At 68.9% G+C, this 24183-nt stretch carries 25 protein-coding genes and 5 pseudogenes; 22 read left to right on the plus strand and 8 right to left on the minus strand.

Annotated elements, in window-relative coordinates; genetic code table 11:
* The first annotated feature begins 2 nt into the window (after window positions 1–2).
* From ACWY4P_RS47395 to ACWY4P_RS47410, 4 genes and pseudogenes are all read left to right on the plus strand, one after another.
* Complete coding sequence (locus ACWY4P_RS47395) at window positions 3–1238, plus strand: CaiB/BaiF CoA transferase family protein (RefSeq protein ID WP_456206997.1); 1236 nt, start codon at window positions 3–5, stop codon at window positions 1236–1238.
* On the plus strand, window positions 1238–2179 hold the full coding sequence (locus ACWY4P_RS47400) for a hypothetical protein (RefSeq protein WP_456206998.1): 942 nt from the start codon (window positions 1238–1240) through the stop codon (window positions 2177–2179). The genes ACWY4P_RS47395 and ACWY4P_RS47400 overlap by 1 nt, the downstream gene beginning before the upstream one ends.
* A gap of 8 nt (window positions 2180–2187) precedes the next feature.
* Window positions 2188–3150, plus strand: a complete 963-nt coding sequence (locus ACWY4P_RS47405) for a 2-hydroxyacid dehydrogenase (RefSeq protein ID WP_456206999.1) — start codon at window positions 2188–2190, stop codon at window positions 3148–3150.
* Window positions 3147–4144: pseudogene (locus ACWY4P_RS47410) on the plus strand (glycerate kinase). The gene ACWY4P_RS47405 and the pseudogene ACWY4P_RS47410 overlap by 4 nt, the downstream one beginning before the upstream one ends.
* Here ACWY4P_RS47410 and ACWY4P_RS47415 read toward each other — a convergent pair.
* Window positions 4110–4964: an IclR family transcriptional regulator gene (locus tag ACWY4P_RS47415; RefSeq protein WP_456207000.1), complete on the minus strand. Its 855-nt coding sequence runs from the start codon at window positions 4962–4964 to the stop codon at window positions 4110–4112. The pseudogene ACWY4P_RS47410 and the gene ACWY4P_RS47415 sit on opposite strands and share 35 nt — an antisense overlap.
* Here ACWY4P_RS47415 and ilvA point away from each other — a divergent pair.
* The 3 genes and pseudogenes from ilvA (at window position 4939) to ACWY4P_RS47430 (ending at window position 7662) form a co-directional block, all read left to right on the plus strand.
* Window positions 4939–6204 (plus strand): threonine ammonia-lyase IlvA, encoded by a 1266-nt coding sequence (ilvA, locus tag ACWY4P_RS47420; protein WP_456207001.1) that lies wholly within the window; start codon window positions 4939–4941, stop codon window positions 6202–6204. The two genes, ACWY4P_RS47415 and ilvA, sit on opposite strands and share 26 nt — an antisense overlap.
* A gap of 255 nt (window positions 6205–6459) precedes the next feature.
* A pseudogene (locus tag ACWY4P_RS47425) lies at window positions 6460–6912 on the plus strand (transposase family protein); the annotation flags it as partial.
* Between the two features lie 507 nt (window positions 6913–7419).
* The gene (locus tag ACWY4P_RS47430) at window positions 7420–7662 is read left to right on the plus strand and encodes an integrase core domain-containing protein (protein ID WP_456207002.1); all 243 of its coding nucleotides are present in this window, start codon (window positions 7420–7422) and stop codon (window positions 7660–7662) included.
* 105 nt (window positions 7663–7767) lie between these two features.
* Here ACWY4P_RS47430 and ACWY4P_RS47435 read toward each other — a convergent pair whose 3' ends face one another.
* Window positions 7768–8031 (minus strand): hypothetical protein, encoded by a 264-nt coding sequence (locus ACWY4P_RS47435; protein ID WP_456207003.1) that lies wholly within the window; start codon window positions 8029–8031, stop codon window positions 7768–7770.
* Between ACWY4P_RS47435 and ACWY4P_RS47440 the strand changes: the two genes are divergently transcribed.
* The 5 genes and pseudogenes from ACWY4P_RS47440 (at window position 8030) to ACWY4P_RS47460 (ending at window position 11117) form a co-directional block, all read left to right on the plus strand.
* Window positions 8030–8545: a LysR family transcriptional regulator substrate-binding protein gene (locus ACWY4P_RS47440; RefSeq protein ID WP_456207004.1), complete on the plus strand. Its 516-nt coding sequence runs from the start codon at window positions 8030–8032 to the stop codon at window positions 8543–8545. The genes ACWY4P_RS47435 and ACWY4P_RS47440 overlap by 2 nt on opposite strands.
* Before the next feature lie 235 nt (window positions 8546–8780).
* Window positions 8781–9245, plus strand: coding sequence for a RidA family protein (locus ACWY4P_RS47445; RefSeq protein WP_456207005.1), 465 nt, complete (start codon window positions 8781–8783; stop codon window positions 9243–9245).
* Entirely contained in the window at window positions 9242–10231 is a 990-nt protein-coding gene (locus tag ACWY4P_RS47450; RefSeq protein WP_456207006.1) for a threonine ammonia-lyase, read from the plus strand. The genes ACWY4P_RS47445 and ACWY4P_RS47450 overlap by 4 nt, the downstream gene beginning before the upstream one ends.
* A 594-nt stretch (window positions 10232–10825) precedes the next feature.
* Window positions 10826–11000, plus strand: a pseudogene (locus ACWY4P_RS47455) (IS110 family transposase); the annotation flags it as partial.
* Window positions 11001–11009: 9 nt separating this feature from the next.
* Window positions 11010–11117 carry an aminotransferase class I/II-fold pyridoxal phosphate-dependent enzyme gene (locus ACWY4P_RS47460; protein ID WP_456213379.1) on the plus strand — a complete coding sequence of 36 codons (108 nt, stop codon included), beginning with the start codon at window positions 11010–11012 and terminating at the stop codon, window positions 11115–11117.
* A gap of 469 nt (window positions 11118–11586) precedes the next feature.
* Here ACWY4P_RS47460 and ACWY4P_RS47465 read toward each other — a convergent pair whose 3' ends face one another.
* From ACWY4P_RS47465 to ACWY4P_RS47475, 3 genes are read right to left on the minus strand one after another with little or no spacing between them, the layout of a single operon-like run.
* Window positions 11587–12189 (minus strand): RraA family protein, encoded by a 603-nt coding sequence (locus ACWY4P_RS47465; protein WP_456207007.1) that lies wholly within the window; start codon window positions 12187–12189, stop codon window positions 11587–11589.
* Complete coding sequence (locus tag ACWY4P_RS47470) at window positions 12186–12842, minus strand: RraA family protein (protein ID WP_456207008.1); 657 nt, start codon at window positions 12840–12842, stop codon at window positions 12186–12188. Before ACWY4P_RS47470 ends, ACWY4P_RS47465 begins: the two co-directional genes overlap by 4 nt.
* Entirely contained in the window at window positions 12842–13504 is a 663-nt protein-coding gene (locus ACWY4P_RS47475) for an RraA family protein (protein ID WP_456207009.1), read from the minus strand. Before ACWY4P_RS47475 ends, ACWY4P_RS47470 begins: the two co-directional genes overlap by 1 nt.
* Before the next feature lie 74 nt (window positions 13505–13578).
* Here ACWY4P_RS47475 and ACWY4P_RS47480 point away from each other — a divergent pair, with 74 nt between their 5' ends.
* The 6 genes and pseudogenes from ACWY4P_RS47480 (at window position 13579) to ACWY4P_RS47505 (ending at window position 18933) form a co-directional block, all read left to right on the plus strand.
* Window positions 13579–14478, plus strand: coding sequence for a LysR family transcriptional regulator (locus ACWY4P_RS47480; RefSeq protein ID WP_456207010.1), 900 nt, complete (start codon window positions 13579–13581; stop codon window positions 14476–14478).
* An 83-nt stretch (window positions 14479–14561) separates the two neighbouring features.
* Window positions 14562–14980, plus strand: a pseudogene (locus ACWY4P_RS47485) (FAD-binding protein); the annotation flags it as partial.
* 88 nt (window positions 14981–15068) lie between these two features.
* Window positions 15069–15200 (plus strand): annotated as a pseudogene (locus ACWY4P_RS47490) (ATP-binding protein); the annotation flags it as partial.
* A 256-nt stretch (window positions 15201–15456) separates the two neighbouring features.
* A complete protein-coding gene (locus ACWY4P_RS47495) occupies window positions 15457–15834 on the plus strand; it encodes an NUDIX domain-containing protein (RefSeq protein ID WP_456207011.1) in 378 nt (125 codons plus the stop codon).
* A gap of 424 nt (window positions 15835–16258) precedes the next feature.
* On the plus strand, window positions 16259–17392 hold the full coding sequence (locus ACWY4P_RS47500; RefSeq protein WP_456207012.1) for a DUF6183 family protein: 1134 nt from the start codon (window positions 16259–16261) through the stop codon (window positions 17390–17392).
* 338 nt (window positions 17393–17730) lie between these two features.
* Complete coding sequence (locus ACWY4P_RS47505) at window positions 17731–18933, plus strand: IS110 family RNA-guided transposase (RefSeq protein WP_456207013.1); 1203 nt, start codon at window positions 17731–17733, stop codon at window positions 18931–18933.
* Here the strand turns inward: ACWY4P_RS47505 and ACWY4P_RS47510 are convergent.
* From ACWY4P_RS47510 to ACWY4P_RS47520, 3 genes are all read right to left on the minus strand, one after another.
* The gene (locus ACWY4P_RS47510; protein ID WP_456207014.1) at window positions 18921–19211 is read right to left on the minus strand and encodes an integrase core domain-containing protein; all 291 of its coding nucleotides are present in this window, start codon (window positions 19209–19211) and stop codon (window positions 18921–18923) included. The two genes, ACWY4P_RS47505 and ACWY4P_RS47510, sit on opposite strands and share 13 nt — an antisense overlap.
* A 104-nt stretch (window positions 19212–19315) precedes the next feature.
* Complete coding sequence (locus ACWY4P_RS47515) at window positions 19316–19675, minus strand: hypothetical protein (protein ID WP_456207015.1); 360 nt, start codon at window positions 19673–19675, stop codon at window positions 19316–19318.
* A 135-nt stretch (window positions 19676–19810) separates the two neighbouring features.
* Window positions 19811–20437 (minus strand): TetR/AcrR family transcriptional regulator, encoded by a 627-nt coding sequence (locus ACWY4P_RS47520; protein ID WP_456207016.1) that lies wholly within the window; start codon window positions 20435–20437, stop codon window positions 19811–19813.
* Between the two features lie 111 nt (window positions 20438–20548).
* Between ACWY4P_RS47520 and ACWY4P_RS47525 the strand changes: the two genes are divergently transcribed.
* The 4 genes from ACWY4P_RS47525 to ACWY4P_RS47540 all read left to right on the plus strand — a co-directional run bounded on the left by ACWY4P_RS47525 (window position 20549) and on the right by ACWY4P_RS47540 (window position 24173).
* A complete protein-coding gene (locus tag ACWY4P_RS47525) occupies window positions 20549–21970 on the plus strand; it encodes an MFS transporter (protein WP_456207017.1) in 1422 nt (473 codons plus the stop codon).
* Window positions 21971–22275: 305 nt separating this feature from the next.
* Window positions 22276–22563 (plus strand): hypothetical protein, encoded by a 288-nt coding sequence (locus ACWY4P_RS47530; protein WP_456207018.1) that lies wholly within the window; start codon window positions 22276–22278, stop codon window positions 22561–22563.
* A complete protein-coding gene (locus ACWY4P_RS47535; protein ID WP_456207019.1) occupies window positions 22560–23225 on the plus strand; it encodes a winged helix-turn-helix transcriptional regulator in 666 nt (221 codons plus the stop codon). The genes ACWY4P_RS47530 and ACWY4P_RS47535 overlap by 4 nt, the downstream gene beginning before the upstream one ends.
* A gap of 69 nt (window positions 23226–23294) precedes the next feature.
* On the plus strand, window positions 23295–24173 hold the full coding sequence (locus ACWY4P_RS47540) for an NmrA family NAD(P)-binding protein (RefSeq protein WP_456207020.1): 879 nt from the start codon (window positions 23295–23297) through the stop codon (window positions 24171–24173).
* Window positions 24174–24183: the final 10 nt, after the last annotated feature.

The raw sequence follows: 24183 nt of genomic DNA on the forward strand, positions 1-24183 counted from the left end.
CCATGACTAACCGCAGCACACAGTTGCCGCTGCACGGAGTGCGTGTGCTCGAACTCGGCAACTACATCGCGGGCCCCACCGCCGGGCGACTGCTCGCGGACTTCGGCGCCGAGGTCATCAAAATCGAACGCCCCGGCACCGGAGACGAGTTGAGGAACTGGCGGCTCTACGCCGGTGACGTCTCGATGCTCTTCCGCACCATCAACCGCAACAAGAAGTCGGTGGTGCTCGACCTCAAGACGGACCGCGGCCGGACGACCGTGCTGGAACTGGTGCGGCGATGTGATGTCGTGATCGAGAACTTCCGCCCCGGCACGCTGGAGCGATGGGGATTGGGCCCCGCCGCCCTCGAGGAGGCCAACCCCGACATCGTGCTGGCCCGCATCTCCGCGTTCGGCCAGTCCGGGCCTCTGTCGGACCGCCCGGGGTTCGCCGCGGTGGCCGAGGCCATGGGAGGTCTGCGCCACCTGGTCGGGGAAGCAGACCGCCCGCCCTCCCGGGTCGGAGTGTCCATCGGCGATTCGATCGCGGGCCTGTACGCGGCGTTCGGCGCAGTGATCTCGCTTCTGCAGCGCGAACGAGTCCCCACGAAGTCGCCGCTGTCCGAGCGAACGGTGGACGTCGCCTTGCACGAGGCCGTGTTCTCGATGATGGAATCACTCGTTCCCGACTACCTTGCCTACGGCCTCGAACGGCAGCGGGTCGGCGGCAGGATGGAGGGCATCGCCCCCACCAACGCCTATGAGTGCGTCGATGGGCACAGTGTGGTGATCGCCGGTAACGGCGACGCGATCTTCCGACGCTATATGCGGGCCATCGGCCGTCCCGATCTCGCCGACGATCCCGGACTGCAGACCAACGCGGAGCGATGGGCCCGTCGTGACGAACTCGACGGCGCGATCAGCACATGGACCAGGACGCTTCCTCGTGACGAGGTGCTCAAAGCCCTCGACGCCGCGGGCGTCCCGGCGGGCCCGATCTACACCGCGGCGGACATCTGTGCGGACCAGCAGTTCGCCGCCCGCGACATGATCCAGCGGCTACCTGTCCCCATAGCGGCGGATGAGCCTCAGGAGGTGGGATTCCCCGGCATCGTCCCGGTCCTCGGCGAGAGGTCCCTGCCTGTCCGGTCCCTGGGTCCCGACCTCGGCGAGCACACCCGACAGGTGCTCACCGAACTGCTCGGCAGGAGTGACGAGGAGACCGACGCGATCATCATGGAGATGGAGAAGAAGTGATGAGTACCCCTGTGACCCTGCGTGATGTGACGCTGCGCGACGGCCTCCAGCTCACCGGCAAGCCCTTGTCCACCGACCGGAAGGTGGCTGTCGTCCGTGAACTCCTTTCCCTCGGCATCCCCGGTGTGGAGATCGGCTCGCTCGCCAATCCGGCCCTCGTCCCGCCCATGGCCAACACGCTGGAGGTGATCGAACGCCTGGATCCGGACGAGCTCGCCCGGTCCTGGGTCTGGGTGGCCACCCCACGGCATGTCGAGAAGGCGGCGAGGGCGGGCGCGGTGAACTTCCAGTACTGCCTGTCGGCGTCCGACCGTCACAACCAGGCCAACATCAGCCGGTCGACCGAGGACAGCCTCGCGGCCATGCCGGCCGCGATCGAGTACGCGCGCTCGGCCGGCGGGCGCATCCAGCTCTGCATCGCCACGGCGTTCACCTGCCCGTTCGATGGCCTCGTCCCGGAGGCAACGGTGCTCCGGATAGCCAACGACCCCCGTACGGAGGGCGCCGAGGACATCGTGCTGTGCGACACCCTCGGGCAAGCCATACCGACCCAGGTGACCAGCCTGGTCTCCGCAGTGGCAACGCGATCGCCCGCGCGACGGATCGTCTACCACGGGCACGACACGTGGGGGATGGGCGTCGCCAACTCCCTGGCCGCGGTGGCCGCCGGAGCAAGCGAACTGGACGGGGCACTCGGCGGCCTCGGCGGCTGCCCGTTCGCACCCGGCGCGAGCGGGAACGCCGCGACGGAGGACCTGCTCTTCGCACTGCGTCCCGACTGGCTGACGCCGGACACCTTCGGCGCCGTGGTCGAACTGGCCGACGGGCTGCTGGCGGAGCTGGACGAGCCGAACCGTTCCCGGGCAGGTCAGGCGGCGCACTCCAGCACCACCGCGTTTGACTGGGCCGTGGCGGCACCGGATGCGCAGGCGTGCCGATGAAGTTCCTGGTGACAACCGCCATCCCGGCTCCCGGAATGCACATTCTGGAGGCTGCCGGTGAGGTGCACGTACCCGACCGGCAGCTGTCCGCGGGCGAACTGCGCCGGGAATGCTCCTCGGAGGACGTCGACGTCGTCGTCGCCCAGCTGACGGATGTGTTCGACCGCGCCGTACTGGAAGACGCGACGATCAAGGGCATCTCCAACTACGCGGTCGGATACGACAACGTCGACGTGGCCACCGCCACACGGCGCGGAATCCTCGTGGGCAACACGCCCGGTGTCCTCACCGACGCCACCGCCGACATCGCGATGCTTCTCCTGCTGGCCACGGCACGGCGCTGCGTGGAGGCGGACTGCTTCGTCCGCGCGGGGAAATATCAGGGCTGGCAACCCGAGCTCCTTCTCGGAAGCGACGTAAGCGGGGCCACGCTCGGACTCGTCGGCTTCGGCCGGATCGCCCGGGCGACGGCAGAACGCGCCCTCGGGTTCGGCATGACCGTGCGCTACACCGCACGCAGCGGACCCGTACCCCCCGAGCGGCTCGGACACCTCGCCGGCAGGGTGCAGTTCGCCGAGTGGGACGACCTGGTGCGCACCAGCGACTTCATTTCGCTGCACGTCCCGCTGACCGACGCCACACACCATCTCGTAGATGAGAAGACCCTTCGCGCCATGAAGCCGACGGCCTGCCTCGTCAACACCTCGCGCGGGCCCGTGGTGGACGAGAAGGCACTCGTCGAGGCGCTGCGCTCAGGTGAGATCGCAGGGGCGGGGCTCGATGTGTACGAGGACGAACCCATGCTCGCCGACGGCCTCGCCGACCTGCCGAACACCACCCTCCTGCCCCACGTCGGCAGCGCCACCCGCTCGGTCCGCGCCACCATGGCCGAGGTCTGCGCGAACAACGCGGTCGCCATGGCGCGGGGAGAGCTGCCGGCCCATGCGGTGAACCCGGAGGCGTGGCGATGAAGGTCGTCGGGGCGCCCGACAGCTTCAAGGGCACGTACACCGCACCGCAGGTGGCCACGGCGATCGGCCGGGGACTGGCCCAGACCCCGGCCGTCCCCGTGCTGGTCCCCGTGGCCGACGGCGGCGAGGGAACTCTCGCCGTCCTCGCCGAACCCCTCGGACTACGCCACCGTGCCGCACCGGCCCGCAACCCTTGGGGGGCGGAATGCGCGGGGATGATCGCGCTCGCGTCCTCCGGCGCCGCCTACATCGAGCTCGCCCAGGTGTGCGGGATAACGCTCCCCACAACGGCTCGCGGGATCCGGTGGCCGCCGACACGTATGGCGTCGGGATGCTGATGGCCGACGCCGCCCGTCAGGGCGTCACCGAGATCGTCGTGGCCACCGGCGGATCCGCCACCACCGATGGCGGGTTCGGGGCCATGCGGGCGATCGACGAACACGGCGGCCTGCGCGGCACACCGGTGACGATCCTGACCGACGTCACCACCCCGTACGCCGAAGCGGCACGGGTGTTCGGCCTCCAGAAGGGCGCGGACGCGGGGCAGGTCGCCGCCCTGACCCTGCGCCTGCATCATCGGGCGAGGCTGCTGCGGCGCGACCCGATCCATGTGCCACGGACCGGGGCTGCCGGAGGCTTCGCCGGGGCGATGTGGGCACAATTCGACGCCGAGCTGGAATCAGGCGCCGAATACGTTCTGAACGCACTGTCCTTCGACGACCACCTCGCCGACGCGGAAGCTGTCGTCGTCGGAGAGGGGCGATTCGACGCGCAGGGCAGTCAGGGGAAGATCGTGTCAGCCGTGCCGGCCCGCTCGACCGGCACCCCGCGCTTCGCCGTGGCGGGCTCCGTCGGCGCGAATCTCGGGCCTCTGCGCGAGGAGTTCATGGACATCATCGTGGCGAGCGACGAAGCAGCCATGCAAGCGGCAGGCCGGGCCGTCGGACAGCGGCTCCGGCTCAGGCCGGGTACCGGCCCCCGAGCGCTCGGGTGATCTGTTCGGCATGCTCCACCACCAGATCGACCCATTCGACGCACCGCTCATAGGGCATGCGCAGCGTCGGACCGTGGACCATGAGCGCCCCGACCAGATCCCCGGCCGAATCGAACACCGGGGCCGCGAGGCCCGACGCACCGTCGATGCGTTCACCGACCGTGATGGCATACCCCTCGGAACGCGTCTGCTTGATCAGCCTGCGCAGTTCGTCCCTGTCGGTCACGGTGCTCTCGGTCAGCTGCGGAAGCTCTTCCCGCAGCACGCGCTCCTTGAGATCCGGATCCCAGGCCAGCAGCACACGCCCCGACGACCCCACGGTGATGGGGGCGATCTTCCCCACCGACATCTCCCGGCGAAGGGCATGCCGGGTTTCGGCGACCGCGATGCACACCCGCTGGGTGCCTTCGGAGCGGAAGAAGCACGCGGTCTCCCCGGTCTGGTCGCGGAGGTCCTTCAGGGCGGGGTTGACCACGTGGAGGATGTCGAGATCCTTTGCCGCGGCAGCCGCCCAGTACGCCATCTTCACCCCGATCCTGAACGTGTCCTCGGACCGGTCGAGAAATCCGTGCGCGACCAGGTTCGTCACCAGGCGTTGCACGGTCGAGGCAGGCAGTCCGGTCTGCTGCTGGATCTCGCGCAAGTTCATCGAGGGCCGGGCCAGTGTGAAAGCGTTGAGAATCTCGGCGATCTTTCCCAGGACGAGCAGCGGCGCCTGCTTCGATCCTTCGTTCGCCACCGTGGCGGACTTTCCTCGGGCTGCCATGCGCATAACGATACGACAGGAGAAATGGGTGACTGAGCACAGCGGGACCGGCATCGTGGGCGCATCGGAAGTGGTCGCGGCCGCCCGGCGGTGTGCGGAGGTGATCCGGCCGAGCCCCCTGCACCGCAGCGAGCGGCTGTCCGCACGGTACGGATTCGACGTGTGGCTCAAGCGTGAGGATCAGCAGGCCGTACGGTCGTACAAGGCACGCGGCGCCTACAACCTCATCGCACAGCTGTCCGCGGAGGAACGCCGGCGAGGTGTGGTCTGTGCGAGCGCCGGGAATCACGGCCAGGGTGTCGCACTGGCCTGCGCATCCCTGGGCGTGCCCGCCCGGGTGTACCTGCCCAGGACGACACCCCGGCAGAAGCGGGATCGGGTGAGGACACTCGGTGGCGAGCACATTCACATGATCGTCGAGGGCGACACCTACGACGATGCCGCCGCTGCGGCGATCGAATACACCCATGCTTCCGGAGCGACGCTCGTACCCGCCTTCGACGACCCGCGCACCATCGCCGGACAAGGCACCGTGGTGAGCGAAGCCGTCGAGCAGCTCGGCCGCGCTCCGGATGCGGTGATCCTCCCCGTGGGCGGTGGCGGCCTGCTGGCGGGCGCCATCGCCTGGCTCCGTGAGACACACCCGACCGTCCAGGTAATCGGGGCCGAACCGCAGGGTGCGGCGGGGATGGCAGCGGCGCTGGCCGCCGGAGGTCCCGTCACGTTGCTGGAGATCGACCCCTTCGTCGACGGCGCAGCCGTACGCACGGTCGGCAGACACACCTATGCGGTCGTCGCCCGGCAGCCGCCTCGTCTGCTCACGGTGCCGGAAGGCCGGGTCTGTGTGGAGATGCTCGACCTCTACCAGTCCGACGGCATCATCAGCGAACCAGCGGGCGCCCTGGCCACCGCCGCGCTCGACTGCGATCTCGGCCTGGAGCCCGGCGCGACGGTCGTGTGCGTCGTCTCGGGCGGCAACAACGACGTGAGCAGATACGCCGAGATCGTCGAACGCGCGCTGCTCTTCGAGGGACGCAAGCACTACTTCCTCGTCGAGTTCCCGCAGGAACCGGGTGCACTGCGATGGTTCCTCGACGTCGTGCTGGGGCCGGACGACGACATCACCCTCTTCGAGTACATGAAGCGAAACAACCGCGAGACCGGCCCCGCGCTGGTGGGCATCGAACTCGGTGCGCCTGACGGCCTCGAGCCGCTGCTGGAACGCATGGCAAAGGCCCCGCACCGTATCGAGCGCGTCCCTCCGGACAGCCCGCTCTTCACGTTCCTGACCTGACCGCCGCGCCCCATGGTCCAAGCCCGCCGAACACCCGTGGCTGCTCCGGCAGACCAGCCACGGGTGTCCTGTCCTCTTCGGCAAGCTGATGATCCTCGGGAGATGGCGCGGTCCAGCAAGCCTCATAGCTTCGTGGGCTGTATTCCAACTGGCCGGGTCAGTAGGCAAGTTGGTGCAGCGGTGAGTCCGAGAAGAGGTGAAGCTCCTGGTAGATGAGTTGTCGACCAAGACCAACCTGTCCGCACGGAGCTTCACGTGCTTGTCTGCCCACCGGGGATCGATCTGTCCAGCCTGACGCTGCGGTACCTCTCCCGTCTGCTGGCCGTCCGGCGCCTGGAGCGGGGGAGGCGCTGGCGCCGGCTCACCTCGGACCGTCAGGCTCTGCTGGTACTGGCCCATCTGCGCTGCGGGCACACCTACGCCCAGCTCGCGGTCGGCTTCGGCATTGCCACCGTCTACCGTTACATCGCCGAGGCCGTAGAGGCCTTGGTCACCCGCGCGCCGGACCTCGCAACAGCCGCCCGCGCCGCCAGGCGCAAGGCGTTCGCCTGCTGGGCCGATAAGGGCTACCAGGGTGCCGGCGGCACCGTCCGTGTCCCCTGCCGCGGCCGCTGGGACAATCTCTCCGAGGGGCAGCGCGCCGTCAACGCCTCCCACGCAAAGATCCGCGCACTCGGCGAGCAGGCCATGGCCACCCCGAAATGGCGTCCTCGCTCTCCGCCTGGCAACGTCAGCCAGCGGTTGGAAAAGCTCAGTGAATACACCTCGGCCGAATTCCGGTGTGATACAGGGCAGTTAGGGCCACGGCAAGGCTGCGGACGCACCGGATCGTGCTTCGACAATGCCGCCGTGGAGAGATTCTGGGCCCTGTTCAAAGAAGAGATCGGCACCCGCCTGTGGCCCGACCGGGCCACCGCCCAGGCCGAGGTCTTCGCCTTCGTCGAGACCTTCTACAACCGCCGCCGCCTGCGCAAGCACCCTCATTTCGGGTACCTCACACCCCACGAGACGCGACAGCGGTTCCGCAACGGCCAAGCACTCGCAGCGTAGAAGAAGAGTGTCCGGGATGACGGGGAAACTGCACCGACGCCCTGGCCCCCGCCGGGGGGACCCTTAGGAGCCTCGCCGGCGCAGTCGTGCACACCGAACCACGGCGCCCAGTACACCAGCCGGGCGTTCGCCGATGCCTGCCGCCGAGCCGGCGTCCGCCAGTCCATGAGCGCGACGGGCTCCAGCGCGGACAACGCACTTGCCGAATCCTTCAACGCGACCTTCAAACGCGAGACGCTCGAGGGCCGCAAAAGCTGGCCCGACGAGCGCGATGCCCGCCTCGATGCATTCCGTTGGCTGCACCGCCACGACACCCGACGCCGTCACTCTCACCTCGGGCAACGCAGCCCGATCGCCTGCGAGACGGCGTCCCGAACAACATCAACTACGCTGACACCAGCCGCATAACAGATGTTCGCGGACCCCTACAGTCGCGCGGGGGAGCTACGTGAGCCTGTTGGGACAGCATCCGGCCCTGGTGCTGTGGCTCGCCGAGTCGCGTCCTGAGAGTTGTCAGGAGGCCGCCTTGTCCTTGGGGCGTGGAGCGACGGCCGGCCCCCGTGTGTTGCCGAGCGCGGCCTCAGACCGCCGCTTGCGGCCCATCCGCCCCACTCGGTCGCCATGGCGCTCGACGTACTGGGCCAGCTTGGACAGCAGCCAGTTGATGGTGACGTAGATCGCCCCGGTCACCAGGAACAGGGGGATGGGGTTGTTGAGCTGTTGTGCGGCGAGGTTCGAGGCGCGGGTCGACCTGGTTGCCTCCGGTGCGCTGGACATGGCGATCGTCGCCTGCTGGGGCCGTGAATTGACCCTTCCGCCCGGTCTCCAGGCGCATTGGCTGCTATGCGATCCGATCGTCCTGTGCCTGCCGGACGACCACCCGGTGATCCGCGGATGGCCGGAGCCGCGCGGCCTGCGCCTGGACCAACTCGGCGATCAGCCATGGATCGTCATCACGGCGGGCCACGACACCCGGCGCCAGTTTGATGAAGCGGCCGAACAGGCGGGACTCACTCCGCGCATCGTCTTCGAGTCGGCGAACTACAACGTGGCCCAGTCGCTTGTGGGCACCGGAATCGGGGTGACGGTGCTCTCCAGACTCACGGTCGCGCCCACACCGGGCGCCGTGCACCGGGAACTGTTCGAGCCGCGGCTGAAACGCGAGATCTACGCCGTCACCCAGGCCGACACCGGCCTGGTGCCCTTGGCCGATGTCCTGGTCGGGCTGCTGAAGGAGGTCGCCGACGAGATCCGCGAGGCGTGGGAGGCCCAACCGCTTGACGTCTCCTGAGAACCCGGGCTGACCTGGGGAGATGCGGGCGCGACGCACAGTAAGACGCTCTCGATATCGACGAAAGTCTGAATCAGACTTTGCCTCTATGGCGGGTGTCTGGTGCAGTGAGCGAGGCGACGGCGTCCGCGAGGCGCCACACGCGATCACGATGGAGAAGAGGGCGCGGAGTCACTGCCGGCTGTCTTCCCGCAGGCGAGGGCCTCAGCCCAGATCACCCGAAAGGACACGCGGCTTGTCCGACATTCACACCCGTCTCGAGGATCGGGGACTGCGTCTCCCGGAGCCCCCGAAGCCCAACGGCAACTACATCCCCTTCGCCCGGTCGGGCCGTCAGATACTCGTGGCCGGACAGACCTGTCTGACCGACGGAGTGCTCCAGTACGAAGGGGTCGTCGGCGTCGACCTCACCGTCCCCGAGGCCCAGCAGGCCGCCGGACTGTGCGCGCTCAACGCGTTGGCCATCGCCGGCCTCGCCTGCGACGGCGACTTCGACCGCCTCCGGGTACTGAAAGTGACCGGCTTTGTGCGGTGCGGCACCGACTTCGCCGACACGCCACTCGTCATGGACGGCGCCTTCGACGTGCTGGTTCTGGCCCTGGGCGAACGGGGCCGCCACGTCCGCGCCGCGGTCGGGGCAGCGGCCCTGCCACGCCGCGCGCCGGTCGAGATCGAGACCCTCTTCGAGGTGGAGCAGTGACCGACGATCCCGTGCCCGGCTTCGGCATCGACGCCATCCGCGAGGCCGCGAAGCGCCTGGCCGGCCGCGCGGTGCGGACGCCGCTGCTGAACTCCCCGATGCTGGACGACCTCGTCGGCGGCCGCGTCCTGGTCAAGGCCGAATGCCTGCAGCTGACGGGCTCGTTCAAGGTGCGCGGAGCACTCAACGCCCTGCTCGCCCTGGGCAAGGACGCGCGCCGCGGCGGGATCGTGACCTACTCCGCCGGCAACCACGGCCAGGCCGTGGCCGCCGCGGCACGGCGCGCCGGCTGCCCTGCGGTCATCGTCATGCCGCGCGACGCCCCCCGCATCAAGATCGACAGCTGCCGCTGGTGGGGCGCCGAGACCGTCTTCTACGACCCGGAGACCGAGGACCGCGAAGAGGTCGCCCGGAAGATCCTTCAGGCGCGCGGCATGACGCTGATCCCGCCCTTCGAAGACCCCAGGGTCATGGCGGGGCAGGGCACCGTCGGCCTGGAGATCGCCGAGCAGGCACGGGAGCTGGGCCTGACCCCGGACACGGTCCTGGTGAACTGCAGCGGCGGCGGACTGGCCGCCGGCGTGATCACCGCTCTCAACCACGAGTTCGAGGGCTTGGCCAACCACATCGTCGAGCCGGCCGGCTTCGACAAGATGGCCCGGTCCCTCGCGACCGGCCGCGTGTGCTCCAACCCGCGCCCGCCGGGCGGCGTGATGGACGCGATCTCCGGCCCGGTGGCCGGCGCACGCCCTCTGGCCGTCCTCAGCCGCCACGAGGTGACCGGTCTGACGGTCACCGACGAGGAAGCCCTGGCATCGGTGGGCATTGCCCACCGCCTCCTCAAGATCGTGGTCGAGCCGGGTGCTGCGGCGTCCTTGGCGGCGCTGCTGGCCGGGAAGGCCGACGTACGGGGCAGGACTGTGGCGCTCGTGGCGTCGGGCGGCAACGTCGATCCGGCTGTCCACCGCCAGGCCCTGTCGAACTGAGGCGGCATCCCGCTTTCGCCGGGCGCCCGTTTCTCCCTACGACGCGCCGGGGTGCGAGGAGACAACGTTCGCGGATCTGTCGCGGATCTCGATCCCCTCCTCCGCTCGTTCCACGCCCGCGCCGAGCGCTGACGACCTTCGAAAGCGCCTGGTGACCCCTGTTCCGGCCGTCCCAGGCCGCGGCCGCGAGCCCTAGGCCGTCGTGAACCCGGCGACCGCGTGGTGATCCCGAGCCCACCTACTCGCTCTGTCCCGACGCTGCCTCTGGCGGGCGGTCATGCCGGGCCCGGAGGCCAGCGGTCCCGTTGCGGGACCGCGAAGAACACAACTGTGAGAGTTCTACGGCGGCTCGGGCTGGGCTGCTGCCAGGCATGACGCCGATGTTCCGGTATGACTCGCAACATAACTGGCGTCCCCTCAGGGACTGCCGTGCCCCCGAGATGTCTGCCGGACGTCGGCGTCGGCCTGGCCCACCGTTGGCTTGATCAGCAGCTTGTCCGCCTCTCGGCGTGACTCATCACAGTCCCGCCACGCGGTGACTCCACCCAGGCCGACGCCGACCACGGCCGTCCCGTCTTGGAGGAGAACAACCGCGTGACCACGCTCGCAGAACAGGTCGACGGCGTCATTGGAGTCGACACCCACCGCGACACGCTCGCCGCAGCCGCCGTCAGTCCCATCGGGCCTCAAAGGCGCTGGTGAACGCGTCGTCGAAGTCTGCCGGCCCAAGCGTCCCGCGTTCCGTGGTGGGCGCAAGACCGACATGCTCGGGGGTCGCATGGTCGTGCTCTGCAACCCGTCCAACCCGACCGGCGTCGTGCTGCCGGCCGAGCAACTGCGCGGGCTGGGCGACCTCCTCGACGGCGCAGACACATCGTCCTCGTAGACGAGGCGTACGCCGATCTCGTCCACGACAGCGTGTGGTTTGCATCGCCTCGCTGCGGGAGCGGCTGATTCACTGCAGCACGCTCTCCAAGACGTAGGCGATGACGGGCTGGCGCATCGGCTACGCGATCGCACCGTCCGACGTCATCGCCGCGATCCGCCATGTGTACCGCACCTTCAACCTTCTCGGTCAACACCGCCCAGGGCATACAAGGGAACGCCGTGACTTCGTCGCGAAGCGACCAGCGGGCCTACGCGGCGCATCCCTAGCAGGTCCTCGACTCCGTCCCGGTTCGAACGCGCCGTTGCCCGGGCGGGAACAGCCCCGGCTGCCCCACCCTTGGCCGCTGGGACTTGCGCGTAGGTCCAGGAGGCGGCCGCCGCCCGGAAGCCGAAAGCGCGGCGTGCCACCCGTGAGCGTGTGGTGCTCCGGTGGCACGCCGCGCCGGTGGCAGCGGACCGAAGTCGGCTCAGTCGGCCGACAGGCCGTAGTACTCGAGCGTCGTCACACCGCTGCGGATGGCTTCGAGCGCGCGCTGCTCGGCCGCGACCCGGCTGTCGGACCGGTCGAGGGTCTTGGCCACCGCCTCGGCCGGTACGACCACCACGCCGTCCGCGTCGCCGACGACGAGGTCTCCGGGCCGTACGACGACACCGCCGACGCGTACGGGGACGTCGAACCGACCGGGGTGCTCCTTGCCGGTGCCAGTCACGGTGACGTGACGGGCGAAGACCGGGAAGTCCAGCGCCGCCTGCTCGGCCGTGTCCCGTACGCCACCGTCCGCGACCAGGCCGAGGATGCCCCCCTGCTGGGCGGCGACGGCGAGGATCTCGCCCCAGTGGCCGTACTGGGCGGCCTGGAGATCGATCACCAGGACGCTGCCGACCGGGGCGGCGGCCACCGCGCGGTGCAGGGCGAGGTTGTCGCCGCCGATGCCCTGCACGGTGAACGCCGGACCGGCCACGCGGGCCCCCGGCCAAGCGGCGCGCAGGGCCGGGTCGCAGGCACGGGCGGCCGAGGAGGACGCCTCGTACAGGGTCGCCGTGCTGTGTCCGCGTGCCGCGTCCGTCATGCCGACCTCCTCGTCTGGAGCCGGTGGTAGCCGAACTTCTCCCGCGCCTCGCGCAGGGCGCCGCCGGCGCGCGCGGCGCCGACGATGTCGGCCTCGACGCGCTCGATGCGTTCGGCGGTCACGGTGACCCGCTCCGCCTCGGCGGCGGGCACGGCGACCACCCCATCGGCGTCGGCGCAGATCAGCGTGGAGGGGCGGATCTCGATGCCGGACACGGCCACCGGCTCGCCGACGGCGACCAGGGACACCCGGTCCTTGCCGGTCCGCATGAACCGGCCGCGGCTGAAGAGCGGGTAGTGCTGCGCCAGCGAGGCGGACACGTCGCGGCAGACGCCGTTGATGACGGTGCCGGCGATGCCGCGGTGGGCGGCTACCTCGGTCATGATGCCGCCCCAGACAGTCACGTCGGTGCGGCCGGCGTTGTCGATGACGACGACCGCGCCCGGCGGGACGTCGTCGAGGAAGTCGCCGACCGTGCCGCGGGCGGTGCCGTCGACCGGCGCGTAGCGCACGGTGAAGGCCGGGCCCACCGCGCGGAAGTCGTTCGACAGGGGGGAGAGGCCGTGCAGCGCCCCCTCGACTCCGATCCGGTCGAGGGCGTCGGAGATCGCCGCGGTGGGCAGAGCGCGCAGCCGCTCGACGAGATCACTCATTACTTCGGCTCCGTTCCGGCCAGGCGGGTGTCCCGCATCGCTTCCGGCAGCGGCACCCCGGCCCGTACCTCGGCCTCGATGGCTGCCTCCCGGTCGGCGAGTCGCTGGGCGGCCTCCAGCACCTCGGTGGCGCGCTCGCGGGGCACGACCACGACACCCCCCTCGTCCGCGAGCAGCAGATCGCCCTGGCGCACGGTCACCTCTCCGATCCGGACGGGCTCACCGGACGACTTCTGCCGCAGCCGGCCGCGCGCGGTCACCGGCACCTGGGCGCGGGCGAACACCGGAAAGCCGAGCGCGCGCGCCTGTCCGACGTCCCGGCAGGCGCCGTCCGTGACGACACCCCGGACACCGCGCACTGAGGCGCCGACGCTCACGATTCCGCCCCACGACGACACGTCCGTACGGCCGCCGCCAGCGACCACAATGACGTCCTCGGGACCGGCCTCGGCAATCGCGCCGGTCAGGACGTGGGCGCCGCCATGCTCCCCGGTCAGGGGCTCGAGCTCGACGGTCCGCGCGAACCCGGCCAGCTTGGGCGTGCCCCACACCGGGCGCAGACCGCCCTGTCCCGGCGGCAGGCCATGGGCGTCCAGGGCGTCGGACACGGTCGCGCTGTCCAGCGCCGCGAACTGTGCCAACAGAGAAGTTCCAGCTGTCATGCCCCTCAGTGAAACAAGACGACCTCATATACTGAAGGTCTGATTTCCTATCTCAGCAATATGCGGAGCGACTGATGATCGAGGTTCGCCAGGCCCGTTACTTCCTCGCTGTCGCGGAGACGCTCCACTTCGGCCGGGCCGCTGAACAACTCGGCATGTCGCAGCCACCCCTCAGCCAGGCGATCCTCCAGCTGGAACGCCAGCTGGGGGTGCGGCTGTTCGACCGCAGCGAACGCAGGGTCCGGCTCACCGAGACCGGCCGTGCGTTCGCCGAGGAGTGCCGCAAGCTGGTGGCGGCTGCCCGGCACGCCCACGAGGTGGCGGCCCAGGCCGAGGCCGGACTGGTGGGCACACTGCGGATCGGCGTGGTGACCTCGGCGCTCAGCGAACCCCTGCTGGGCACACTGTCCGACTTCCGGGACGCCCGGCCCCACGTCGACCTGCACCTCACCGAAGTCGACACGGGAGAGGGCCAGGAGGCTGTGGCCCGACACGAGATCGACATCGCCGTCATCAGGCCCAGCGCGCCGGTCCGCGGGCTGCGCATGCAGCCCTGGCGCCACGACCAATTCGTGATCGCCATCCCGCCCGGGCATCCGCTGGCCGGGGACACCACGGACCCGGTCGACCTTGCCCGGTTCGCCGACGAACCCTGGGCGTGGCTGCGGCGCGAAGCTTCCCCCGACTACCATGACCAGCTCATGGCCACCTGCCGCAGAGCCGGGTTCACCCCCGAGGCGCGCCACGTCGCCAACTCGATCCTGACCCAGCTGGCGATGGTGGCCTGCGGCCTCGGCGTCACCCTCGTACCGAACGTGGCCGTCCGCTCGATCCAAGGACCCATCGTCTACCGGCCCCTCACCGACCCCGCCGACATCGTCGAACTGTCCCTCGTCTCCCGCGCCGACACGCACGAGCCGCTGGTGCAGGAGTTCCTGCGCCACGCCTCGGCTCACCGGCAGGAGAAGGTCTAGGCACGTCGGGGGCGGGCGGTGCCCTCAATCGCCGCCGCCCCCGGTTCCCACACCGCACGTGCCCCTCCGAGCCCGGGTGCGGAGACTCGGCCGCCGTGGAGGCCGCTCCGGCCGCCGGTGCAGTGGAGGCCCCGGGCGGTCTGTCTCCTTTTCCGCACAACCACTGGCGCCAAGGTCACCGGCCGTACGCCGCGTGAGGTGACGGGCTGTCCGGAGCTGACCGAGGTCGCGATCGTGGTCTCCAGCGGCTGTGGTGTGAACGGCGTGGAGAGCTTCTCGATCACCAAGGCGCCGCCGACGCGCCGTTGCGGCCATCGGTGCCTCGCGTGCCGCGGTGAACGCGGACTTCTACCGGCAGACCAACCAGGTCGGCCAGACCGGCCAGACCGGCAAGAGGGGCTCACCGCAGCTGGTTCATCGCCAACGGCATTTCGGCGCGATCCAGCACCGTGCTGGCATGCATACCTCGAAGACGATCGTGGCGGTCAACAAGGATGCCGAGGATGCGGCGTTGGTGAGGGCGACGTTGTAGTAGGCTGCGGCGCCCGGGTTGTCCAGGTTCCGACCGTAGTTGACGCAGGCCTCGCTGCGGGGATGAGGTCCTCGCCACCGCGATCCTCAACCGCCTCCTGCACCACTGCGAGGTCGTCTCCATCAACGGCAACAGCTACCGACTGAAGAACCGTCTTCAAGCTATCGAGTGGGACACCGACGTGGCCTGAGCAGTGGTGCACATACCTCTGTACTTGGTGGTGCACTCAGGCGAGTACGGGGACAGGCACGCCCGCTCGCCACCGACTGGCTGCCGACCGACGCTCAACCCTCCAACCAAGAACGCTCTTGACGACGCAGGACCAGCCCTAACTTCGTGGCATTGTCGGTTGAAGAGATTGCGTTGGGCGGCGGGGTGGTGGTCTTTGGTCTTGTGTCGCCGGTCGGGACTGGCTGAAAGACTCCACTGAGGTGGAGGCATCGTGGGTGACCGTGGACCTGACGATCTTCACCGTCAGAGGCGATCAGTTGATGGTGCTCCTGATCGGGCGTGGGGTGGAGCCCTTCCTCGGCCGGCCCGCGCTGCCCGGCGGCTACGTCCAGAAGAGCGAGACCTGGCACGAGGGGGCGCTGCGTGAACTCTGGGAGGAGGCCGGGATCGACGGCAGCCGGCTGCACCTGGAGCAGCTCGGCGCCTACGGAGATCCTCGACGTGACCCGAGAGGAAGGGTGGTCACGATCGCGTATCTCGCGCTGGGGCCAGAACTTCCCGCCCCTGTGGGCGGTACCGATGCCAAGCGCGCCTACTGGGCTCCCGTGTCACAGCTCATCAATGGGGCGCAGGAGCTGGCGACGCTGAAATGACGCTCATTTGGCGTCGTTCTGATGAGCCGTCAGGTAATTTGTGATGGCTATTCAGGGCCTATGCGGCGTGGCTCTTTACGGTAAGCCGCCGAAGAAGAGTGTCGGCGCACACGGTCAGAGTGCGGTCCTGGACAGTTGTCCCGGAAGAGGAGCAGAGAGCCCCGTGACCTGCCGCGATCGGCGGCGGCGGGCCGTTGACCCGCGCAGATGCTGAGGCATACAGACGCATCACCGGTGAGGAGTGGGATCGCAGCACCCACTACTCCTACGAGTCCTACTCGAACACCGCCGGATGGGTCGATGAATAGCCCCTACAGTCTCGTCCTAGGCTGGACATCGAAATGAGACGTCGCACCAGGGTTCCCTGCCTTCTACTCTCGCAGATGATCAGTTTCGGAGTACGGCTCACGGGGGAAGGCGGCACATGGCGAGCGTAGACATGGTGGGAGGGGACGCCGGTAAGCAGTACCCCTGGATCACCATCGAGGCGTGGGCCAACGGTGGGGAGGCTGAGCGGATCGGCGCGGTCGGTGAGGCGCTCGCTGCGGAGGCTCAGCAGATCGAGGAACGGCTGAGGGCGCTGCATCGCGACCTCACGTTCGTGCAGCGGGTCCTGGCTCTCACTCCGGGGCGACCGTTCATGGAGCGACTTCTGGCCCTGAGCCGTCAGGTGCGGTACTCGGGTGCCAGCGACGAGCGCCTGCTCGCGTCGCTGATTGCGGAGGCGCAGTCCCTCGACGACGCGCTGTACGTCCTCCGGCACCCGGAAGGCGAAGAGCACCATGAGCTACGGGCCTGTCTCTTCCACGAGTTGCTCTTGCGCGGGGCAGACCCCGACAAGCTGGTCCCCCACGCCACTCGGCGCCCCGATTTCCGCCCGTTCCACTGGAGCGGCCTTTCCTGGTTGCCGGCCCGGCTCTCGGAGATGGAGGGGCCGGACCTGAGGGCGTGGTTGCCGAGCCGTCGCTATCGAGGAGGCGCCTCCGGAACCGTCCCGACGATGAAATCGCCGACGCCTGTCGATATGGCTGCACGTCGGGTCGGCGTGGCCCACCGCATTCGGGAGGCCACGCCCGCGCATCTGGTCGACCTGATCGGCAGGCCGGCCAGGGACGGCAGATGGTGCAACCACGAAGCTCGGGTCTTCGTCCTGGACGAGCCCGTTGCCCCGGAGAATCTGCCGGGAGTCGTGGCCACGTTGCCGTTGGACTGCTTGCGAGGGCTGGGTGAGCAGGACCGGTTCGAGGGTGAGGCGTGCACGCTCGACTCGGTCTGGCTGACGTTGTTCATGACCGCCTCGGCCGGCGGAGTCGGCTCGGCGGGCGTCCACGGTGCCTGGGGGCGTTTCAGCGCGTGGCTCTCCCTCGCGGGGCTCTGCGGAGCCGAGTACCCCGAGGCAAGCGCTTCCGAGGTCGAGGAGCTGGCCCGGGCCTGTACCTGGTACCGGTTCGAGGCCGACACCGAATGGTTCCACAACGACCTTGACGACTACGGCATCGTCGCCATCTCCCCCGACGGCCGCCGTATCGCCGTACTCGCCGCGACGGACACCGACTGAACTGTTCAGTTACAACGGCTAAGAAGTCGTTGTTAGTCCGGAAAGCACGGCCTGCGCACGCTGCGAGTTCTGCACTGTGGGTGCCGATTATTACATCCGAGCTGGTCAGGTGGCTCTACCTTCTTGATTGGGTTGGTCCTCCCATTCGTAGGGTGAGGGTGCCCAGGGAGCTGGGTGTGGCTTTCAGGTGGCTGCCGACCATGGCTCAGCATGCTTCGCCGCCCGGCTCCCCACGACGACTCGGCCGCCGATTGGGAAGTGCGAACAGGTCGCTGTGTAGAGCAATGCCGGCGAGGTCGTCCGTGGTGTGCAAGACGAGTACGAACGACTGGAGCACGATGAGCCGGATATGGGTGGGGACCGACTGCGGGAAGACCCACCACCACTGCCTGGTCCTGGATGCCGAGGGTGACACGCTGCTGTCGCGGCGAGTGGCCAACGACGAGCCGGAGCTGCTGAAGCTCCTCGGCGACGTCCTGGACCTGGCAGGGGGTGACCAGGTGACCTGGGCCCTGGATATGACAGGCGGTGAGCCTGCTCTGCTGATCGCCCTGCTGGTCAACCATGGCCAGGAGCTCGTCTACATCCCCGGCATCGCAGTCAACCGGGCCACCGACAGCTACCGCGGTGCTGGCAAGACCGACGCCCGCGATGCAGGGGTGATCGCCGATCAGGCCCGCATGCGGCGGGACCTGGAGCCGATCCGGCCTGGCGACGAAGCCGGCATCGAGCTGCGGTTGCTGACCGACCGCCGCATCGACCTGGTCGGAGACCGCACGCGCACCATCAACCGGCTCCGGTCCCTGCTGACCAGCATGTTCCCGGCCCTGGAGCGGGCTGTCGACCTCGGCGGAAGCACCGGTCCTTTGATCCTGCTGAGCGGCTACCAGACTCCCGCCGCGATCCGCCGGACAGGCACCCGGCGCCTGACGACGTGGTTGCGCAACCGGAAGGTCCGCGGTCCCGAAGCGTTCGCATCGAAGGCGGTCGAGGCCGCCGGGCGCCAGCACGCCGCCGTTGCGGGTGAGCAGGCCATCGCCAAGATGGTGCACACCCTCGCGAAGGAGGTGATGGCCCTCAACGAGAAGATCACCGAGACCGACAAACTCATCGAGGGCCGGTTTCGCGAGCACGAACTCGCCGAGGTGATCTTGTCGATACCCGGCGTCGGAGCGATCCTGGGCGCCGAGTTCCTGGCCGGTATCGGGGGCAGCCTGGACGCCTTCCCCTCCCCGGACCGGCTCGCGGCCTTCGCTGGCGTCGCCCCTGCCCCGCGTGACTCCGGGCAGGTCAGCGGCAATCTGCACCGGCCACAGCGATACCATCGGCGGCTGCAACGCGTCTTCTACACCTCCGCACTCATCAGCATCCGCTGTGACCCCAACTCGCGCCGCTTCTACGACAGGAAGCGAGCCGAGGGCAAACGTCACATCCAGGCCGTGTTGGCCCTCGCCCGCCGTCGCGTCAACGTCTTCTGGGCTCTGATCCGTGACCGGCGGTGCTACCAAGTCACACCTCCTCCGGCCCCTCATGCGGCTTGACTTCCAGATTGGGAAGCATGTTCATAGGTGTGGAGAGTGCCGCCGAGTTGGTCCTTCCGCTGGATGTCGAGGTGGTTGAGCTGTTCGGGATTGGTGAGGGGATGGGGGAGTGGGCGCAGGGGTGCTGCGGCGTGGAGGGTGCGGTGGGGCCGGTGCTGGTTGTAGAAGGTCTCGTATGCGCGGAGGGCGTGGAGGAGGTGCGCTTGGTTCCAGATGAGTGTGCGGTCGAGGTGTTCTGTTCTGCAGGAACGGATCCAGCGCTCCATCACTGCGTTCATGCGGGGTACGCGGATACCTGGCTACGCGGATACCTGTCTTGATGATGGCGACGCTCTCGTCTTCGAGTACGGCGTCGAAGGCGTCCGTGTGTCTGCTGTCGCGGTCACGGATCAGGTATTTCACCGTCGCGTCGGCGTTGTGGAGGTCCATGGCGAGGTTCCGGGCGAGTTGTGTGGTCCAGCCTGCGGTGGGGTGGGAGGTTGCGGTGCCGGCGGAGGGCCGTGTCGGGGGAGACGATCAGATGAAGTCGCGGGAGTGTGGTGCGGGGGAGTCGGTGGAGCAGGGCGGCGGGGAATGTGCGGTCGGGCGGAGTGAGCCGGGGTTTGGCGACCTGGCGTTGAAGGACGGCCAGTTGGTGGTGCAGGGTGAGAGTCTCGACGTTCTTGTCGGTGTCGCTCATCGGCAGCAGCCGTAGGAGAGTGAACGCGTTGGTAAGCGTGAGGTAGAGGAGTCGCCGCAGCATGACGGATCATCCCGGCGTACCAGCCCGGTGACTCTCAGGCGCATCCTTAACCCTGCGGGTCACAGCCTACGGATGAGGTTTTCGGCACCCACGCCGCCGGCCTTGGTCCATCCGACGTTTGCCCGGTCAGAACGGTTAGCGCTCGGCGGCGAATGACTCGATGTAGGCCAGGGCCCCGTACAGCGCGTCGCGCAGCGGCGTGGACTCGCCAGCGGCCTGGTCCAGCAGCATTCCGCCCTGGAACGCAGCCGCGAGCAGGTGAGTGAGCGCGACCGGGTCCGCCTCCGGCCGCAGCTCGCCGCGCTCGCGCATCTTGCTCAGGCCGGACCGGAACAGCTCCTGCCACCGTTCGAAGCCGTCGGTCACCGCGTCGCGGTGGGAAGGTTCGGCCTTGACGACCTCGGCGGCCAGGGAGCCGAAAATACACCCGCCGCGCAACGCCTCCCGCGAAGCGATGTAGGAGTCGGCCCACAGGCGCAGGGCGGCGAAGCTGTCCAGCTCGCCCAGCTCGGGTGACTGATGACGGGCGAGGATGCCGTCGGCGCGCCAGGCGAGCACCGCGCGCACCAGGGACTCCTTGGCGGGGAAGTGGCGGGTCAACTGGGAGCCGCTGACCCCGGCGGCCGCGCGGATCTGCTCGTTGTTGGTGTTCTGCACCCCGTGTTCGTAGATCAGCTCGGCGGCCGCCTTGACGATGCGCTCGCGCGTGGCCAGGCCCTTGGGGGTCAGCTTCCTGGCCGGCGCATCGCTGGTGGTACTCATGGCGGCAACCTTACCACGAGAAAGGGCTTGACAGCCCATTTTTTTGGACGTCTCATGGGGGTGGACTCAAAAAGGGCTCTCAAGCCCATTTCTCTGTAAGGAGCGGACGGGATGTCCACACAGGCTTCACTGCAGGCGGCCGCTCTGGCGCCGCACGCCGTCCCGACCCCGGCCGCCACCGAGACGGGCCACCCGCGCCGCTGGGGCATCATGGCGGTGCTCGGCGCGGTCGCGTTCATGGCACAGCTCGACTTCTTCGTCGTCAACGTCGCCCTCGACGGGATCGGCAGGTCGTTCCCGGGTTCGAGCGTTGCCGGCGTGTCGTGGGTTCTGTCGGCCTACGCGATCGTGTTCGCTGCCGTACTCGTACCCGCGGGCCGGATCGCGGACCAGTGGGGGCGCAAGAAGGTGCTGCTCAGCGGGGTGGGGGTGTTCACCCTCAGCTCCGCCGTCGCGGCTGCCGCGCCGAATCTCGGCGTGCTGGTCGGTGCCCGCGCGGTCCAGGCTGTCGGCGCGGCGATGATCGTGCCGACCTCGCTCGGTCTGCTCTACCCGAGCTTCCCCAAGCGGCAGCACACCCTCGTGGTCGGCCTGTGGGCCGGCGTGGGCGCGATCGCGGCCTCGGCCGGCCCACCCGTCGGCGGGCTGCTGGTCAGCCTCGACTGGCGGTGGATCTTCCTGATCAACGTTCCCATCGGGATCGCCACCCTCGTCGCCGGCGCGCTGCTCCTGCCCGAGGTGCGCCAGCCCAAGGGCGCTCCTGTGCCGGATCCCGTCTCCGCCGTCACACTCCTGCTGGCCGTGAGCCTGCTGGTGCTCGCCACCGTCCAGGGATCCGGGTGGGGCTGGACCGACGCACGCACCCTGGCACTGTTCGCCGCCGCCGTCCTGGCCGGGGCCGCGACCATCGAGCGAACCCTGCGTGCCAAGGCGCCGGTGATCGAGAAGCAGCTGTTCACCAGCAGGCCGTTCACCGCCGCTACCGCGGCCCTGTTCCTGTTCTACGTCGGCTTCGCCATCGTCCTGCTCAGCACCGCCATGTTCATGCAGGAGGTCTGGCACTTCAGCCCGCTGCGCGCAGGTGTGTCCATCGCCCCGGCGCCCCTGGCCTCGATCGCCTTCGCGATGAACGCAGGTCCCATCCAGCGCCGCTTCGGGCGCATCGTCCCCGCCGTCACCGGCACCATCGCCATGGCGCTCGCCGCCGGTTACTGGCTCGCGACCGTGCACACCACCCCCGACTACTGGAGCGGCATGTTCCCGGGCCTCATCCTGGTGGGCCTGGCCGGCGGCCTGGCCCAGGCGCCGATGTTCGCCGCCGCCGGCACCCTCGCACCCGAACGCGCCACCACCGGCAGCGCCGTGCTCAACATGAGCCGGCAGATCGGCAGCGCCGTCGGCGTGGCTGTGCTCGTCGCCCTCACGGCCCAGCCCACGCTCACGGGATTCGACCATGCCTGGTGGGTCCAGGCCGGCGCGGGCCTGACCGCGGGCGTCGCCCTGCTCGCCCTCCACCCCCGCCGCGCGTCCTGACAGCAGGGCCTCCTCCCAACCGCGCGGGGTCACCAGCAGTCGGCGCCAACTGAACGCGGGCCATCGGGGTGCAAGAGGGCCTGGTGCGGGCCGGAGAGCCGGGGCCGCCCGATCGCGAACCCCTCGCTTCCGCTTGTCCCTGAGGCGCACCGAAATTTGTCAGCCGTACCGGGAAGGTTCTCGGCCTCGCGCTAGTTCTAAAAGAAGTAGCAACAACTACATGTTCTAGAAGTAGCGCCATCAGTCTCTGGTTCCAGGCACGTGGGCGCGACCGAAGGAGAAGGTCGATGAGTGATAATAAGTGGATGGTCGGATTCCGCCGCCGTTCTGCGGTGGGAGTGATCATTGAGCACTTCTATCTGGTGAACGGCGTAGCAGACAGCGCCGAAGCACGCCGCGCTGCCGCCCGGATGGCCGAGTTCGCGTCCGAGCCAGCGGGCCGACGCGGCGGCGAACTCGACGTACAGCGGGTGCAGGTGCAGCGAGTCATCCCTGACCTGCTGGGCAGGGTCAGCCTGTCCGCTCCTGTACCCGCCGCGATGCCGACGCCTTCCGCGCGCTTGGCGACGTCGCCGGCCGAGGCGGCAGGATGAGCCGCTCCTACGAACAGACCTGTTTCATCGCCCGCTCGCTTGATGTGCTGGGTGAGAGGTGGACACTGCTGATCGTGCGGGAGCTTGCACTGGGGCCCCGCCGCTACGGAGACCTCCTGTCGGCCCTGCCGGGCATGGGGACCAGCCTTTTGGCCGCACGCCTCAAGCACCTCGAACAACATGACGTGCTGCGTCGCACCACGCTGCCGGGCCCGGGCCGCGTCGCCGCCTATGAACTGACCGGCCGGGGCGAAGCGTTGATGCCCGTCCTCGCCGGCCTCGCCGAGTGGGGCGCAGGTCTGGGAGACCCGCCGCCCGGCTACACCGATCGCGCCGCCTGGTCCGTGGTGGCGATGCGCCTTACAGCTCCGGGAGAGGCGGCGCACTTCGACACGCTCACAGAGTTGGTGGTCGGCGAGGAGACGCTGTGGCTGCAGGGCGACGGCGAGCACGTACGGGTGGAGACCGGCCCGGCGCCGGTGACGCCCAATCTGCGCCTGATCTGCGACAAGGAAACGTTCTACGCCCTTGCGAAGGGGCAGGTCGCCGTCGATGACGCGGTGGCCTCAGGACGACTCGTCGTGGACGGCGAGTCTGACACCGCCCGGCTGTTCTTCGAACTGTTCCGCCTGCCCGACGGACATCGCACGACCTCTCCCTGAGCCCGCGCGGCACCCGCTCAAAGGGCCCACTTCCCCACACCGACACTTCTATGGAAACGGAAAGCCATCATGATGGAACGCAATCTTCTGGTGATCGGGGCGACCGGTAAGACCGGTGGCCACACTGCCGAACTGCTGCTTCAGCGCGGCCACCACGTCCGCGCGCTCGTCCGCCGAGTCGATGAGCGCTCCGAGAGGCTTGCCGGCCTCGGGGCGCAGATCGTGGAAGGCGACGTCCTCGACCTCAACTCCTTGGCGGAGGCGACGAAGGGGATCGATGCCCTGTACTTCACCTATCCGATCCTTCCTGGCCTGATGGACGCCACGGCGAACGTGGCCCTGGCGGCGGAGGAGAACGGGGTGCAGGCGATCGTGAACATGTCGCAAGTCTCCGCCCGCCGCGATTCCGCCAGCAACGCGGCACGCCAGCACTGGGTCGCGGAGCGTGTGCTGGACCGCTTCCCGGTGGCCGCCACCCACATCCGTCCGACCTTCTTCGCCCAGTGGCTGATCGATACCTGGGCCGACGGGACCGGCGAACTGCGCCTGCCCTTCGCGGACGGACGCCATGCCCCGATCGCTGAAAGCGACCAGGCAAAGGTGATCGCGGCCATCCTGGAGGACCCCGCCCCGCACGTCGGCAAGATCTACCCGCTGTACGGGCCGGTGGAGCTCAACCACCACGAGATCGCCGAGAAGATGTCGAAGGCACTCGGCCGTCAGGTCACCTACGTGCCCATCGACCTCGACGAGTTCAGGACCATCCTCGAAAACCGCGGAGCGCCGGAGCACCTGATCCAGCACCTTCTCGCCGTCGCGGTCGACTACCGCAACGGCGTCTTCGCCGGCACGAACGACCTCGTGAAGAAGATCGGCGGCACTGACCCCCTCGATGTCGAGAGCTTCGTCGCCCAGAACCGGGCGGCCTTCGACCTGCACACCGCCTGAACCCTCAGGA

Source organism: Streptomyces sp. LZ34, assembly GCF_053890475.1.